The organism is Pseudomonas sp. NPDC090752, assembly GCF_055584805.1.
The window spans coordinates 686,773-700,871 of sequence record NZ_JBVJLI010000001.1; the positions used below are offsets into that span (position 1 = coordinate 686,773).

Below are 14,099 nucleotides of genomic sequence, written 5' to 3' on the forward strand. Positions count from 1 at the left end.
CGGGGTACACAACTGATGGACGCAACATCCACAACCACCTCCGCGAAAAGCGGGCACGAGAGCAAACTCAGTGCCTCGCTCAAGTCGCGCCACCTGACGATGATGTCGATCGCCGGGGTTATCGGCGGCGCCTTGTTCGTCGGCTCCGGCAGCGTGATCCACAGCGCCGGCCCAGCTGCGGTCCTAGCCTACCTGGCCGGCGGCATCCTGGTGGTACTGATCATGCGCATGCTGGGTGAAATGGCGACCTCCTCGCCTGACACCGGCTCGTTCTCCACCTACGCCGACCGCGCCATTGGCCGTTGGGCCGGATTCACCATCGGCTGGCTGTACTGGTGGTACTGGGTCATCCTCATGGCCTGGGAAGCCTATGTGGCGGGCAAGATCCTGCATGGCTTCTTCCCGGATGTGAGCGTCAACGTGTTTGTGCTGGCCACGACCCTGTTGTTGATCACCGTGAACTTCTTCAACGTCAAGCACTACGGTGAATTCGAGTTCTGGTTCGCGCTGATCAAGGTGATCGCGATCGTCTGTTTCCTGATCGTGTGTACCGCTGCGGTAATGAACGTCTGGCAGTTCGGTGAAGTGCGCGGCATCACCCACCTGACCGCCGAAGGCTTCATGCCCAATGGCATTACCACCGTTATCGGTGCGTTGCTCGGGGTGATGTTCGCCTTCCTCGGTGCCGAAATCGTCACCATCGCAGCGTCCGAAGCCAAGGACCCGGCCACCCAGATCGTCAAGGCCACCAACTCGGTGGTATGGCGTGTGTGCCTGTTCTATGTCGGCTCGATCTTCCTGATCGTCTGCCTGGTACCGTGGAATGACCCGCACCTGGGCGTTTCCGGCTATGGTGCCTACCGCCGTACCCTGGAACTGCTGGGCGTGCCGTACGCCGAGCTGCTGATGAACTTCGTGGTGCTGACCTCGGTGAGCAGCTGCCTGATCTCGGGCCACTACACCGCTTCGCGCATGCTGTTCTCCCTGGCCCAGCGTGGCGACGCGCCGTCGTTCTTCAAGATCACCCGCGCCGGTACCGGCGTACCGGTGTACGCGATCATCGGTTCGTGCGCCGTGGCCGTGGTCTGCGCGCTGATCAACTTCAGCGAGACCCTGCGCCCGAAAGACGTGCTGGACACCTTGATGAACACCACCGGAATGATCGCCCTGCTGGTGTACCTGGTGATCGCCTTCTCGCAGCTGCGCATGCGCCGCAAGCTGATCGCCGAAGGCAAGGAAGTTCGCCTGAAAATGTGGCTGTTCCCGTGGCTGACCTACCTGGTGATCGCGTTCATCGTCGCCGCGCTGGTGACCATGGCCTTCATGCCTGACTACCAGATCCTGGTGATCTCCACCGGTATCGCCGCAGCCGTCGTGGTGGCCATGGGTGTGGTGCATCAGATTCGCAGCGCCAAGACACACTAAGCGCTAGTGGTTGTTGGAAACGGCCGGCTCCCGCGTGGACCCGGCCGTTTCGCGTTGTTGAGCCGGGTTTTTTTCTGCCGGCATGTGAAAACGCCCGTTCATCCACGGTGAGCCGAGAAGGGCGGCGGCGGCGATCAGGGCGAGCAGGGCGAGGGTCAGAAATTTTTTCATGGGCATACGCAGGGTGAGGCTGACCCAAAGCATAGACTGGAACTTACAGCTTCTTCGCGGGCACATGGCTTATGCTGAGCACATTGCCCGCCCAAAGGAGCCCCCCATGGCCTGGTCCGCCACCCAGTATTCCCTCTTTGAAGACGAGCGCACCCGCGCCGTACGCGACCTGCTCGCCGCCGTGCCGCCGCGCCCGGTGCGTCACGCCACCGACCTGGGCTGTGGCCCGGGCAATTCCACCGAAGTGCTGCTGCAGCGCTGCCCGGATGCCCAGGTGACGGCACTGGACAGCGACAAGGACATGATCGACAAGGCTCGCGAACGCAAACGCCTGAAAATCCCGAGGGTCAGTTGCAAGATCGCCAACATCAGCGACTGGACCGCCCCCGAACCGCAGGACCTGATCCTGGCCAATGCCTCGCTGCAGTGGGTGCCCGACCACGGCTCACTGTACCCGCACTTGGTTCGCCAGTTGAGTGAAGGGGGAAGCCTGGCCGTGCAAACCCCGGACAACCTCGACGAGCCGGCCCACCGCCAGTTGCGCGAGATCGCCGGTCGCGGCCCGTGGGCCGAGAAGTTCGCCGACTTCAGCCTCCCGCCGCGGCACAACGCGGCGTTCTACTACGACCTGTTGAGTCCGCTGTGCACGCGGGTGGATGTTTGGCGCACCACCTATCACCACCCGCTGCCCGGCGGCGCCGAGGCGGTGGTGGAATGGTTCAAAGGCTCGGCCTTGAGGCCTTACCTGGCGAAACTGGATGAGCAGGAGCAAACGGACTTCCTGCAGATGTACCTGCAGGCCATGCAGCGCGACTACCCACCGGCCACAGACGGAAACGTGCTGCTGCCGTTCCCTCGGTTGTTTGTGATCGCAACCCGCTAGGTTCGGCGCCAACGCCAGATCACATACCCGTAGATGCCGAGGTTGAGCAGCAGCACGATGGCCCCGAGCAGCCATTGCACCTGCGGCGTCAGCCCTGCCGGGTAAATCAGCGGCCAGATGTAATGTTCGACGAAGCCGCCAGGGTAGCCGGCATCGCCCGCAGCAAAGCGCATGCGGTTTTCCCAGTCGGTCAGCGGGCACTCCAGGTGCAGGCCCTCCACCGCCAGGCCCCAGGCCAGCGCGGGCAGGTGAATGGGCAGCGCTGGGCGCCATTTGAGCACCAGCAGGCCACCGAACAGCACCAGCAGGATGAAGGCCAGGTGCAGCAGCACCAGGGCGTCAGCGGCTAGACGGAAGAACATGGCAACGCTTCCTGAACCATCTGCAGAAAGGTCGCCACCACCCGCCGCGTACGCTGCTCGCTCAAGCACACCAGCGTCTCGGTCAGGTGCCGCTGGCAATCGGTGATCGGCAGCGCACACACCCGGGCATCCGCGCCAAACTCGGCAGCCGACACCACGCCCACACCAATCCCCACCACCACCGCTTCGCGCGCCGCTTCCCGACCTTCGACCTGGATGGCCGGGCGAATCCGCAGCCCGGCGCGCTGCATTTCTTCCTCCAACGTCTGTCGGGTGACCGAGCCCGGTTCGCGCAGCACCAGCGGTGTGTCGTCGAGGTCGGCCAGGCTGATCGAGCCACGGCTGGCCCATGGGTGGTTGTGTGACACGAAGGCCACCATCGGGTCGCGGCGTAGCGGCACGCAGTGCAACCGCTCATCGTCGACATCGCGCCCCAGCAGCGCGAGGTCTGCCTGATAGCTGAACAGTCGGGCGAGGGATTCGTCGGTATTGCCGGTCTCCACCTTGACCTGAATGCCCGGGTAGCGCTGGCAGAACCGGGCAATTTGCGGCAGCACGTGCACTGGGGCATCTACCGCCAGCACCAGGCTGCCGGTGTGCAGGGCGCGGGAGTCATGCAGCAGTTCATGGGCTTCGGCCTCGCAGGCGAACAGGCGCTGGCTGATGCCCAGCAGGCGTTCGCCCAGGTCGGTCAAGTGCACCGAGCGCTTGTTGCGGTGGAACAGCAACACGCTAAAGCGCTCCTCCAGTTTGCGCACCTGGTCGGATATCGCCGGCTGGGTGAGAAACAGCTTTTCCGCCGCGCGGGTGAAGCTGCCATGCACGGCCACCGCGTGGAAGGCCTTGAGTTGAGCGTGGGACACCGACATGAACACTCCAGTAACAAGCTGGGCTTATGTGTGAAATACGATAAATCGATTTTATTTATCAGTCAGCAACTGTTTCCATGGATTTCAACCCAGGGTCGCCGCCACACGCGACCGCTGGGCCATGGCGCGCAAACCTGCGCCATCTGACCAATGACGAGCCCACGTCATGCAGTGCGCAACACAACAACAAGACAGGCGTTTTTTAACAATCTGCCGGCACACTTGAGCAAGAGGTCAGAGTCGACATGAACCAATCCCTAGCCGCGCTGAAGCGCTGGCGTATCCAGATTTTCGCCATTACCTGGCTGGCTTATGCCGCCTTCTACTTCACCCGCAAGGCCTTCTCGGTGGCTAAGCTCGGCATCGGTGAAGACCCGACATTCATGCTCGACAAGGCCGCCATGGCCAACCTCGACGCCATCTATCTGGCGGCTTATGCCGTGGGCCAGTTCACCTGGGGCATGCTTGCCGACCGTTTCGGCCCGCGCGTTGTGGTGCTCGGGGGGCTGCTGATTTCAGCCGTCGCGGCGGTGGTGATGGGCAGCTACGCGACCTTCCCGATCTTCGCCACCTGCATGCTGATCCAGGGGCTGGCTCAGTCGACCGGCTGGGCCGGGCTGTGCAAGAACATCGGCAGCTTCTTCCCGGCTTCACAGCGCGGTCGAGTGCTGGGGTTGTGGAGTTCGTGCTATGCCTTCGGCGGCCTGGTCGCTTCGCCGTTCGCCGGCTGGTGGGCCTATACCCTGGTGGGTACCTGGCACGCGGCGTTCTTCTCCAGCGCCGCAGTGGTAGCCGCAGTGGCGGTGTTGTTCTTCTTCCTGCAGCGCAACAAGCCTGAGGATGTTGGGCTGCCAGCGGTCGAACCCGAGCCGCAGAGCATGGCGCCCGCCGGCAACCTGTGCAGCATCTGGGCGCCGCTACGGGAGATCCTGCGCAATCGCACAGTGCTGACCTTGGGCCTGGCGTACTTCCTGCTCAAGCCGGCACGCTACGCCATTCTGCTGTGGGGCCCGGTCATCGTCTTCGAGCAGATGCCCTCAGTGGGCAAGGTCGGCGCGGCGATCATCCCCACCGCGTTCGAGCTGGCCGGCCTGCTCGGACCGATCATCATCGGCCTGGCTTCGGACAAGTTGTTCGGAGCTCGGCGCATGCCCGCCTGCGTGATCAGCCTGCTGTTGCTCACCGTGACCCTGGCGCTGTTCATGGCCGCCATGCACAGCGGCAGCATCGTCATGGTGGTGGGCCTGCTGTTCGTGATGGGCCTGACCCTGTACGGGCCAGACTCGATGATCAGTGGCGCGGCGGCCATCGACTTTGGCACGGCCAAGGCCGGTGCCACGGCGGCTGGCTTCGTCAACGGTTGTGGCTCGGTGGGTGCGGTGCTCGGCGGCCTGCTACCCGGTTACTTCGACAGCGTCACGGTGTTCATCGTGTTCGCCGGCTGCGCGCTGTTCTCGGCCCTGGTGCTGCTGCCGCACTGGAACAGCCGCCCGGCCAGCCAGCCCCAGGTCAATGACGTGGCACCCAATACCAGCATGGCGATCAAGCCACTGCGTACCTAGAGGAAAGCGAGCGAATGAGACCCTTCTGGCTGCAACAGGCCCTGGATTCGGAGCAGGACGCGGTGTGCCCGCCGCTACAGGGCGATGCCCGTTGTGACGTGTGCATCGTCGGCGGTGGCTACACGGGCCTTTGGACCGCGCTGATGCTCAAGGAGGCGGTGCCGGCGCTGGACGTGCTGCTGATCGAGGCGGATATCTGCGGCGCGGGTGCCAGTGGCCGCAACGGCGGTTGTGCATTGTCCTGGTCGGCCAAGTATTTCACCCTCGAACGCCTGTTTGGTGCGGCCGAAGCCGTGCGCCTGGTGCGCGAGTCGGAGCGCAGCATCAGCGCGATTGGCGATTTCTGTGCCACTCATGGCATCGACTGTGACTATCGATTGGACGGTACTTTGTACACGGCCACCAACCAAGCCCAGGTCGGCGCTACCGATGCAGTGATCGCGGCGCTGGAACAGAGGGGAATCAATTCGTTCGAACGCCTTGCGCTCGAGGATGTGCAGCGTCTGGCTGGCTCGGCGCGGCATCTGGAGGGCTGGTTCTCACCAGCCGCCGCCACCGTGCAGCCGGGCCGCCTGGTGCGGGGCTTGCGCCGGGTGGCCTTGCAGCGTGGCGTGCGCATTTGTGAAGGCACGGCCATGACTGGCCTTGAGCACGGCGCCCCGGCGCAGGTGCGCACGGCCCATGGCACAGTGCGCGCCGACCGCGTGGTGCTTGGCCTGAATGCCTGGATGGCGCGCGCCTTCCCGCAGTTCGAGCGCAGCGTGGCGATCGTCTCCAGCGACATGGTCATCACTGAACCGTGCCCCGAGCTGCTCCGCGAAATCGGCCTAAACAACGGCATCAGCGTGCTCGACTCGCGCATCTTCGTGCATTACTACCACAACACCTCCGACGGCCGCCTGATGCTTGGCAAGGGCGGCAACACCTTCGCCTATGGCGGGCGCATGTTGCCGCTGTTCGACCAGCCGTCGCCGTATCGGCCGTTGCTGGGCGAAACCCTGGGCAATTTCTTTCCGGCGCTGGCCGACGTACCGCTTGCGGCCAGTTGGAACGGCCCATCGGATCGCTCGGTGACCGGGCTGCCATTCTTTGGCCGTCTGGACGGGCAGGGTAATGTGTTCTATGGCTTCGGCTATTCCGGAAGCGGGGTCGGGCCGTGCCACATGGGTGGGCAGATTCTCTCGTCGCTGGCACTGGGGTTGGACAACCCGTGGACACGCTCGCCACTGGTCAAAGGCCCGCTGGGCCTGTTCCCGCCGGAGCCGATCCGCTACCTGGGCTCGTTGCTGGTGCGCAATGCCATCCGCCGCAAGGAGCGGGCTGAAGACCGCGGCGTGCGGCCACGCCACCTGGACGTGCGCTTGGCGCGCTTCGCGGCGGCGGCGGGAAAGGCCGACAAGGCGTGAGATTTGTTGTCGATCACAGGCGCGAGGGCGTATAAACTGCTCCCACTTTTGGCCGGTCGCTTCCTGAACTGGCCGCTGAAACAAGAGAGTCGACATGGGCGCACAGTGGAAAGCCAAGCATAGAGAAACAGCTGCCAATGCCAAGGGCAAGATCATGGGCAAGCTGTCCAAGGAAATCCAGATTGCGGCCAAGTCGGGCGCCGACCCCGACATGAACCCGCGCCTGCGCCTGGCTATCGTCCAGGCCAAGAAGGCCTCGATGACCCGCGAGACCCTGGACCGGGCGATCCGCAAGGGTGCCGGCCTGGACGGTGATGCCGTGCAGTACCACGCGGTGAGCTACGAAGGTTTTGCGCCGCACCAGGTGCCGCTGATCGTCGAATGCCTGACCGACAACGTCAACCGCACCGTCGCGCAGATCCGCGTGTTGTTCCGCAAGGGCCAGCTGGGTGCCAGCGGTTCGGTGGCCTGGGACTTCAACCATGTCGGCCTGATCGAAGCCACCCCTGCCAGCGACGACGCCGACCCGGAAATGGCTGCGATCGAAGCGGGTGCACAGGACTTCGAGGAAGGTGAAGAAGAGGGCTCGACCCTGTTCATCACCGACACCACCGACCTTGATGCAGTGCAGAAGGCGCTGCCGGAGCAGGGTTTCACTGTTACTTCGGCGAAGATTGGCTACACCCCGAAGAATCCGGTGAGTGCGGCGAGCCTGAGTGCTGAAGCGCTGGCTGAGGTTGAAGCGTTTCTTGAGGCGATCGACGAGAACGATGACGTGCAGAACGTCTACGTGGGTCTGACCGCTTAATAAGCCGGGCCGCTTTGCGGCCCATTCGCGGGCAAGCCCGCTCCCACAGGTAAACCACTGGTCTCAAGAACTGTGGTGTACCTGTGGGAGCGGGCTTGCCCGCGAATGGGCCAGTGAAATTTCAGCAGGAATGGCAGATGAACCCAACTTTCGCCTCCCTCAGCCTCGCCCACCTGCGCACCCTCGACTGCCTCCTGCAGTTGAAAAACCTCAGCCACGCCGCCGAACGCCTGGGCGTTAGCCAGTCGGCCCTGAGCCGTCAATTGGCCCATCTGCGCGATGCCTTCGACGACCCATTGCTGGTGCGCCAGGGCCGCGGTTACGTGCTCAGCGAATACGCCGAAGCCTTGGTCGAACCCCTGCGCCAGGTGCTCGAAGAACTCCAGGCCCTGCGCCAACCCGCCGCCTTCGACCCGGCCCGCTGCGAGCGGCGCTTCTGCCTGGCCGCGTCCGACTATGTCGCCGAGCACATGCTGCCGCTGCTGGTGGCCGCGCTGGAGCAGGAAGCCCCAGGCGTGTGCATCGAATACCGCACCTGGCAGGCCGGCCAGTACGCCATGCTTGCCAGTGGCGAGATCGACCTGGCCACCACACTGTTCGATGAGTCGCCGCCCAACCTGCACGGGCGCCTGCTCGGCGAAGACCGGGCGGTGTGCCTGATGCGCCGGGAGCATCCACTCGCGGCCTGCGAGGTGCTGGGCCAGGACGACTACCTGGCCTTCAAACACGTGCGCATCTCCGGTGGCGGCGACAAAGACAGCTTCATCGACCGCCACCTGCGCGCCCAGGGCCTGCAGCGGCGGGTGAGCCTGGAAGTGCCGTTCTTCTCAGCCACGGTGCAGGTGATTGCCAACAGCCAGGCGCTGGCCACCGTGCCCGAGCATATCGCCCGCCAGTTGTGCCGCCTGCATGCCTTGGCCTGGCGGCCTTTGGGCTTCGTCGAGCATACCCAGCGCTATTGGGTGGTGTGGCACCAGCGCCTGCAGGCGTCGGCCGAGCACCGCTGGCTGCGCAACCGGGTATTCGAGCTGTGGCGCCAGTCGCAGTTTGGCGTTCAGGGTGGGCATGCGGGTTTGCCATAGCAGGTATGCGCGAAGCGGGGTTATTCGACAGGGGGCGGGCGCCTAGACTGTCGGCACAAACCCGCCCACAGGAGACCGCGCGTGACCCCCGAACAATTTCGCCAGTACGGCCACCAACTGATTGACCTGATCGCCGACTACCGCCAGACGGTCGGCGAGCGCCCGGTCATGGCCCAGGTCGAGCCCGGCTATCTCAAGGGCGCCTTGCCGGCAAGCGCGCCACAGCAGGGCGAGCCGTTCGAGGCAATCCTCGACGACGTCGATAAACTGGTCATGCCGGGCCTGTCGCACTGGCAGCACCCGGACTTCTACGGCTACTTCCCGTCCAATGGCACCTTGTCATCGGTGCTTGGCGACTTCCTCAGCACGGGCCTTGGCGTACTCGGCCTGTCGTGGCAATCCAGCCCGGCGCTAAGCGAGCTTGAGGAAACCACCCTCGACTGGCTGCGCCAACTGCTTGGCCTATCGGCACAGTGGAGCGGGGTGATCCAGGACACTGCCTCGACCAGCACCCTGGTCGCGCTGATCAGTGCCCGTGAGCGCACCACCGACTACGCATTGGTGCGTGGCGGCCTGCAGGCCGAGGCAAAACCGCTGATCGTCTATGTCAGCGCCCACGCCCACAGTTCGGTGGACAAGGCTGCGCTGCTGGCCGGTTTCGGCCGCGCCAACATCCGCCTGATCGCCACCGACGCGCAGTTCGCCATGCGCCCCGACGCCTTGCAGGCCGCTATCGCGCAGGACCTTGCCGCCGGCAATCAGCCCTGCGCGGTGGTCGCCACCACCGGTACCACAACTACCACGGCACTGGACCCGCTGCGACCGATCGGCGAAATTGCCCAAGCCCAGGGCCTGTGGCTGCACGTCGACTCGGCCATGGCCGGTTCGGCGATGATCCTGCCCGAGTGTCGCTGGATGTGGGACGGCATCGAGCTGGCCGATTCGGTGGTGGTCAACGCGCACAAGTGGCTGGGTGTGGCCTTCGATTGCTCGATCTACTACGTGCGTGACCCGCAGCACCTGATCCGGGTGATGAGCACCAACCCGAGCTACCTGCAGTCGGCGGTGGACGGCGAGGTGAAGAACCTGCGCGACTGGGGTATCCCGCTGGGCCGCCGCTTCCGTGCGTTGAAATTGTGGTTCATGTTGCGCAGCGAAGGCGTTGAGGCGTTGCAGCAGCGTTTGCGTCGTGACCTGGACAATGCCCATTGGCTGGCTGAACAGGTGGAGGCGGCTGCAGAGTGGCAACTGTTGGCGCCGGTCCAGCTGCAGACGCTGTGCATTCAGCATCGGCCAGCAGGGGTGGAGGGGGAGGCGCTGGATGCGCATACCCGGGCATGGGCCGAGCGGCTCAATGCTTCAGGCGATGCTTACGTGACGCCGGCGACCCTGAATGGGCGCTGGATGGTGCGGGTGTCGGTTGGGGCGCTGCCGACCGAGCGCGAGCATGTCGAGACGCTGTGGCAGCGGTTGCAGGAAGTGATCAAAGGCTGACATCGTTGGGGCCGCGTTGCGGCCCATTCGCGGGGCAAGCCCGCTCCCACAGAGACCGCGCTGCAGTTGACCTGTGGGAGCGGGCTTGCCCGCGAATGGGCCGCAACGCAGCCCCAACGATCCATCAGTTGCTCACCGCCTCAAAGCTCCCCTTGCGGCTCGCCTCAAAGGCTTCCTTCGCCATCGGCTTGGCCTGTGGATTACCCAGATCTTCCATCGCCAAACGATGTGTCTCCGGCGCGATATAGGCCGCCAGCGCACACACGCAGGTGATGAAGAACGCCAGCCCACCGACCACCAACGGAATGTTCTCCGAACCCGGCGGCGCCACCAGGGCGAACAGCGCAGGCAGCATGGCGGTCAGCATGGTGCCGATGTTCTGCGCGATGGCCATGGCCGAGACGCGGTAGCGGGTGTGGAACAGCTCCGGGTAAAAGCTTGGAAACACGGCGTTGTAACCCTGATAGACCATGCCCCACATGACGATCGAGGCGGCAAAGGCCAGCGGCACGTTCTGGATGCTGATCGCATACAGGTAGACGAAGGCCAGCAGGCCCGAGCCCAGGCAACCGGCGATCATGGTCGGGCGCCGACCGATCTTGTCGGAGAGGTTGCCGACGAAGGGGATCACCAACACGGCAACGATATTGCCCACCACCGGGATCCACAGGTAAACGCTCTTGTCGAAGCCGATGCCATAGGCCGGCTGCACCGCGTAGGCCGCCCCGAAGATGGTCGCGACCACCGGGATCACGTTCATCAGGGCCATGAACATCACCAGCACCATGTGCTTCCAGCTGTGGCGGAAAGCTTCGCTGATCGGCGACTTGGCGACCTTGTCCTGCTTCTCTTCCTTAACGAACGCCGGGGTTTCGTGCACTTCCTTGCGAATGATGAAGCCTGCGATCAATACCACCGCACTCATCAGGAACGGAATGCGCCAGCCCCAGTCGTTGAACGCTTCGCTCGGCATGAAGTAGGCCAGCGGCAGGAACACGGCTGCCGCCAGCACCTGGCCGGCCTGCACGCCCTGTAGGGTGAAGCTGGCGTAGTAGCCGCGCCGGCCGAACGGGGCGTGCTCCATGATCATCGAACTGGCGCCGGAGATTTCACCGGCCACCGCGAAACCCTGGACCAGGCGCAGCACCACCAGCAGGGCCGGGGCGAGCAGGCCGATGTCGTGGTAGGTCGGCAGCAGGCCGACGGCCATGGTCGACAGCCCCATCAGGAACATGCACAGCAGCAGCACGTTCTTGCGCCCGCGGGTGTCACCCCAGTGGCCGAGCACGAAGGCGCCGACCGGGCGGGCCAGGTAGCCCACGCCGTAGGTGGCCAGCGAGGCGATGATGGCCATTTTCGGGTCGGTGTTGGGGAAGAAGATCTGCGGGAAGATCAGCGCCGCAGCCTGGGCATAGATGAAAAAGTCGTAGTACTCGAGTGCTGAGCCTATCCATCCGCTGGCGGTCGCTTTCTTGGCTTGAGAGCTAGAGTGGGCCATTGTTGTCTCCGTTGTTTTTGTTGGTGATCGCACAGCTGGCGTTGCCTTGAGGCAGGTGCTGGGCGTGCGATCGCTATCGGGAGTATTTGCTGCGCTGGGTGGCTGTCGATGTGCCTGCGTGCGATCACATGGTTGTTCAGCGGTGGCAGTGAATCAATTCGCCGAAACGGGTTTTGTGCGGTAATCGAACGCAAAACTAACTGTTCCGTACAAAGTAATTGCTGCCGTGACTTTACCTGCGAATAATCGATCGTGCCAAGAAGTCAGATGGTCTCTTGCCTGTACCGGCCTCTTCGCGGGCAAGCCCGCTCCCACAGGCACCGCACCGTACCTGTGGGAGCGGGCTTGCCCGCGAAGAGGCCGATACAGAAGAACCGCGGACTTCCAGCCCCGTAGCCCCCATAACAAGGAACTCCACCATGCAGCGTTCGATAGCCACCGTGTCCTTGAGCGGCACCCTGCCGGAAAAGCTCGAAGCCATCGCCGCCGCCGGTTTCGACGGCGTCGAGATCTTCGAGAATGATCTGCTCTACTACGCCGGCAGCCCGCGCGAAGTGCGGCAGATGTGCGCCGACCTCGGCATCGCCATCACCCTGTTCCAACCCTTCCGCGATTTTGAAGGCTGCCGCCGCGACCGCCTGCAGAAAAACATCGACCGCGCCGAACGCAAGTTCGACCTGATGCAAGAGCTAGGCACCGACCTGGTGCTGGTGTGCAGCAACGTGCAGGCCGATGCGTTGGGTGAAGAACAGCTATTGGTGGACGACCTGCGGCTGCTCGCCGAGCACGCCGGCAAGCGCGGCCTGCGTATCGGCTACGAAGCCCTGGCCTGGGGCCGCCATGTCAACACCTACCAGCAAGTGTGGAACCTGGTGCGCCAGGCCGACCATCCGGCGCTGGGGGTGATCCTCGACAGCTTCCACACCCTGTCGCTCAAGGGCGACCCGGCCGCGATCCGCGACATCCCTGGCGACAAAATCTTCTTCGTGCAGATGGCCGACGCGCCGATCCTGGCCATGGACGTGCTGGAGTGGAGCCGCCACTTCCGCTGCTTCCCGGGCCAGGGCGAAATGGACCTGGCCGGCTTCCTAGCGCCGATCCTCGCCACAGGCTATCGCGGCCCGCTGTCGCTGGAAATCTTCAACGACGGTTTCCGCGCCGCACCGCCCCGGCAGAACGCCGCTGATGGCTTGCGCTCGCTGCTGTACCTCGAAGAACAGACCCGCCTGCGCCTGCAGCAGGAAGGCACCACCATCGAACCGGGCGTGCTGTTCGCGCCGCCCGCCGCCAGTGCCTATGACGGCGTGGAGTTCCTCGAATTCGCCGTCGACGAAGCCGTCGGTGCGCGCCTGGGCGGCTGGCTCAAGCGCCTGGGCTTTGCCGAAGCCGGCAAGCACCGCAGCAAGGATGTGCGGCTGCTGCGCCAGAACGACATCAATATTGTGCTCAACGCAGAACCCTACTCCTTCGGCCACAACTTCTTCGAGGCCCATGGCCCGTCGTTGTGCGCCACCGCCCTGCGGGTCAAGGATGAGCACGCCGCGCTGCAGCGCGCCACTGACTTGCGCGGCCAGCCATTTCGCGGCCTGGTCGGCCCGAATGAGTGCGAAGTGCCTGCCGTGCGCGCCCCGGACGGCAGCCTGATCTACCTGGTGGAGCAGGGCAAGGAAGGCCCGTCGCTGTACGACACCGATTTTCGCCTGGACCCAGCCGCAACTGCCAGCGGCGGCCTGCAGCGCATCGACCACATGGCCCTGGCCCTGCCGGCCGAGTCGCTAGACAGTTGGGTGCTGTTCTACAAGAGCCTGTTCGACTTTGCCGCCGATGACGAAGTGGTGCTGCCCGATCCCTACGGCCTGGTGAAAAGCCGCGCGTTGCGCAGCCAGTGCGGCAGCCTGCGTTTGCCGCTGAACATCTCGGAAAACCGTAACACCGCGATTGCCCATGCACTGTCCAGCTATCGCGGCTCGGGCGTGCATCACATTGCCTTCGATTGCGCGGATATCTTCAAGGAAGTGGCACGGGCCAAGGAAGCGGGTGTGCCATTACTGGAAATCCCGCTGAATTACTACGACGATTTGGCGGCGCGCTTCGATTTCGACGACGAGTTTCTCAGCGAATTGGCCTATTACAACGTGCTCTATGACCGTGATGCACAGGGTGGTGAGTTGTTCCACGTTTACACCGAGTCGTTTGAGGACCGTTTCTTCTTCGAGATCATCCAGCGTAAAGGCGGTTATGTCGGATATGGCGCGGCGAACGTGGCGGTGCGCTTGGCGGCGATGGCCAAGCGGCGCAGCGGGGCGGTGCGCAAGCCTGTGCTGTAATGGAGTTACTTCGTACTGACTATCTTGCTTGAAGCAGTATGACCCCAGTGGGAGCGGCTTCAGCCGCGAACAAAGCGACGCGGTTTATGCCACCGGCTTCGCCGGTGTTCGCGGCTGAAGCCGCTTGTGTCTTGAAGAGGGATTAGAATCTGGAGTGAGAGCGGTGAATGACAAGCTGAGTGCCGCAGGTGCCATGAGCACGAGTGGGAGCA

12 protein-coding genes are annotated in these 14,099 nt (G+C 63.9%); 8 read left to right on the top strand and 4 right to left on the bottom strand.

Annotation, left to right across the window (positions count from 1 at the left end; genetic code table 11):
* Window positions 1–15: 15 nt before the first annotated feature.
* Window positions 16–1,425, top strand: coding sequence for an amino acid permease (locus ACZ6YA_RS02980; protein ID WP_465895301.1), 1,410 nt, complete (start codon window positions 16–18; stop codon window positions 1,423–1,425).
* Between the two features lie 3 nt (window positions 1,426–1,428).
* Here ACZ6YA_RS02980 and ACZ6YA_RS02985 read toward each other — a convergent pair whose 3' ends face one another.
* A complete protein-coding gene (locus ACZ6YA_RS02985; RefSeq protein ID WP_465895336.1) occupies window positions 1,429–1,596 on the bottom strand; it encodes a hypothetical protein in 168 nt (55 codons plus the stop codon).
* 106 nt (window positions 1,597–1,702) lie between these two features.
* Between ACZ6YA_RS02985 and tam the strand changes: the two genes are divergently transcribed.
* A complete protein-coding gene (tam, locus tag ACZ6YA_RS02990) occupies window positions 1,703–2,479 on the top strand; it encodes a trans-aconitate 2-methyltransferase (RefSeq protein ID WP_465895302.1) in 777 nt (258 codons plus the stop codon).
* Here the strand turns inward: tam and ACZ6YA_RS02995 are convergent.
* Window positions 2,476–2,841 (bottom strand): DUF2784 domain-containing protein, encoded by a 366-nt coding sequence (locus ACZ6YA_RS02995; RefSeq protein WP_465895304.1) that lies wholly within the window; start codon window positions 2,839–2,841, stop codon window positions 2,476–2,478. The two genes, tam and ACZ6YA_RS02995, sit on opposite strands and share 4 nt — an antisense overlap.
* The gene (locus tag ACZ6YA_RS03000; protein WP_465895306.1) at window positions 2,826–3,710 is read right to left on the bottom strand and encodes a LysR substrate-binding domain-containing protein; all 885 of its coding nucleotides are present in this window, start codon (window positions 3,708–3,710) and stop codon (window positions 2,826–2,828) included. Before ACZ6YA_RS03000 ends, ACZ6YA_RS02995 begins: the two co-directional genes overlap by 16 nt.
* A gap of 245 nt (window positions 3,711–3,955) precedes the next feature.
* Between ACZ6YA_RS03000 and ACZ6YA_RS03005 the strand changes: the two genes are divergently transcribed.
* The 5 genes from ACZ6YA_RS03005 (at window position 3,956) to ACZ6YA_RS03025 (ending at window position 10,062) form a co-directional block, all read left to right on the top strand.
* On the top strand, window positions 3,956–5,272 hold the full coding sequence (locus tag ACZ6YA_RS03005) for an MFS transporter (protein WP_465895307.1): 1,317 nt from the start codon (window positions 3,956–3,958) through the stop codon (window positions 5,270–5,272).
* Between the two features lie 14 nt (window positions 5,273–5,286).
* Window positions 5,287–6,678, top strand: coding sequence for an FAD-dependent oxidoreductase (locus ACZ6YA_RS03010; protein ID WP_465895308.1), 1,392 nt, complete (start codon window positions 5,287–5,289; stop codon window positions 6,676–6,678).
* A gap of 94 nt (window positions 6,679–6,772) precedes the next feature.
* Window positions 6,773–7,486, top strand: coding sequence for a YebC/PmpR family DNA-binding transcriptional regulator (locus ACZ6YA_RS03015; RefSeq protein ID WP_465895310.1), 714 nt, complete (start codon window positions 6,773–6,775; stop codon window positions 7,484–7,486).
* 137 nt (window positions 7,487–7,623) lie between these two features.
* Window positions 7,624–8,568, top strand: a complete 945-nt coding sequence (locus ACZ6YA_RS03020) for a LysR family transcriptional regulator (protein ID WP_465895312.1) — start codon at window positions 7,624–7,626, stop codon at window positions 8,566–8,568.
* A gap of 81 nt (window positions 8,569–8,649) precedes the next feature.
* Window positions 8,650–10,062, top strand: a complete 1,413-nt coding sequence (locus ACZ6YA_RS03025) for a DOPA decarboxylase (protein ID WP_465895313.1) — start codon at window positions 8,650–8,652, stop codon at window positions 10,060–10,062.
* A 124-nt stretch (window positions 10,063–10,186) separates the two neighbouring features.
* Here the strand turns inward: ACZ6YA_RS03025 and ACZ6YA_RS03030 are convergent, their stop codons facing one another.
* Entirely contained in the window at window positions 10,187–11,560 is a 1,374-nt protein-coding gene (locus ACZ6YA_RS03030; protein ID WP_465895314.1) for an MFS transporter, read from the bottom strand.
* A 419-nt stretch (window positions 11,561–11,979) separates the two neighbouring features.
* Between ACZ6YA_RS03030 and quiC the strand changes: the two genes are divergently transcribed.
* Complete coding sequence (quiC, locus tag ACZ6YA_RS03035; RefSeq protein WP_465895315.1) at window positions 11,980–13,887, top strand: 3-dehydroshikimate dehydratase QuiC; 1,908 nt, start codon at window positions 11,980–11,982, stop codon at window positions 13,885–13,887.
* Window positions 13,888–14,099: the final 212 nt, after the last annotated feature.

Excerpts from the sequence above, each read along its gene's own strand:
- ACZ6YA_RS03030 (WP_465895314.1), bottom strand. The coding sequence starts at position 11,560 with ATGGCCCACTCTAGCTCTCAAGCCAAGAAAGCGACCGCCAGCGGATGG.
- ACZ6YA_RS03010 (WP_465895308.1), top strand. The coding sequence starts at position 5,287 with ATGAGACCCTTCTGGCTGCAACAGGCCCTGGATTCGGAGCAGGACGCG.
- ACZ6YA_RS03005 (WP_465895307.1), top strand. The coding sequence starts at position 3,956 with ATGAACCAATCCCTAGCCGCGCTGAAGCGCTGGCGTATCCAGATTTTC.
- ACZ6YA_RS02995 (WP_465895304.1), bottom strand. The coding sequence starts at position 2,841 with ATGTTCTTCCGTCTAGCCGCTGACGCCCTGGTGCTGCTGCACCTGGCC.
- ACZ6YA_RS03015 (WP_465895310.1), top strand. The coding sequence starts at position 6,773 with ATGGGCGCACAGTGGAAAGCCAAGCATAGAGAAACAGCTGCCAATGCC.
- ACZ6YA_RS03020 (WP_465895312.1), top strand. The coding sequence starts at position 7,624 with ATGAACCCAACTTTCGCCTCCCTCAGCCTCGCCCACCTGCGCACCCTC.
- ACZ6YA_RS02985 (WP_465895336.1), bottom strand. The coding sequence starts at position 1,596 with ATGAAAAAATTTCTGACCCTCGCCCTGCTCGCCCTGATCGCCGCCGCC.
- ACZ6YA_RS02980 (WP_465895301.1), top strand. The coding sequence starts at position 16 with ATGGACGCAACATCCACAACCACCTCCGCGAAAAGCGGGCACGAGAGC.
- quiC (WP_465895315.1), top strand. The coding sequence starts at position 11,980 with ATGCAGCGTTCGATAGCCACCGTGTCCTTGAGCGGCACCCTGCCGGAA.
- tam (WP_465895302.1), top strand. The coding sequence starts at position 1,703 with ATGGCCTGGTCCGCCACCCAGTATTCCCTCTTTGAAGACGAGCGCACC.
- ACZ6YA_RS03000 (WP_465895306.1), bottom strand. The coding sequence starts at position 3,710 with ATGTCGGTGTCCCACGCTCAACTCAAGGCCTTCCACGCGGTGGCCGTG.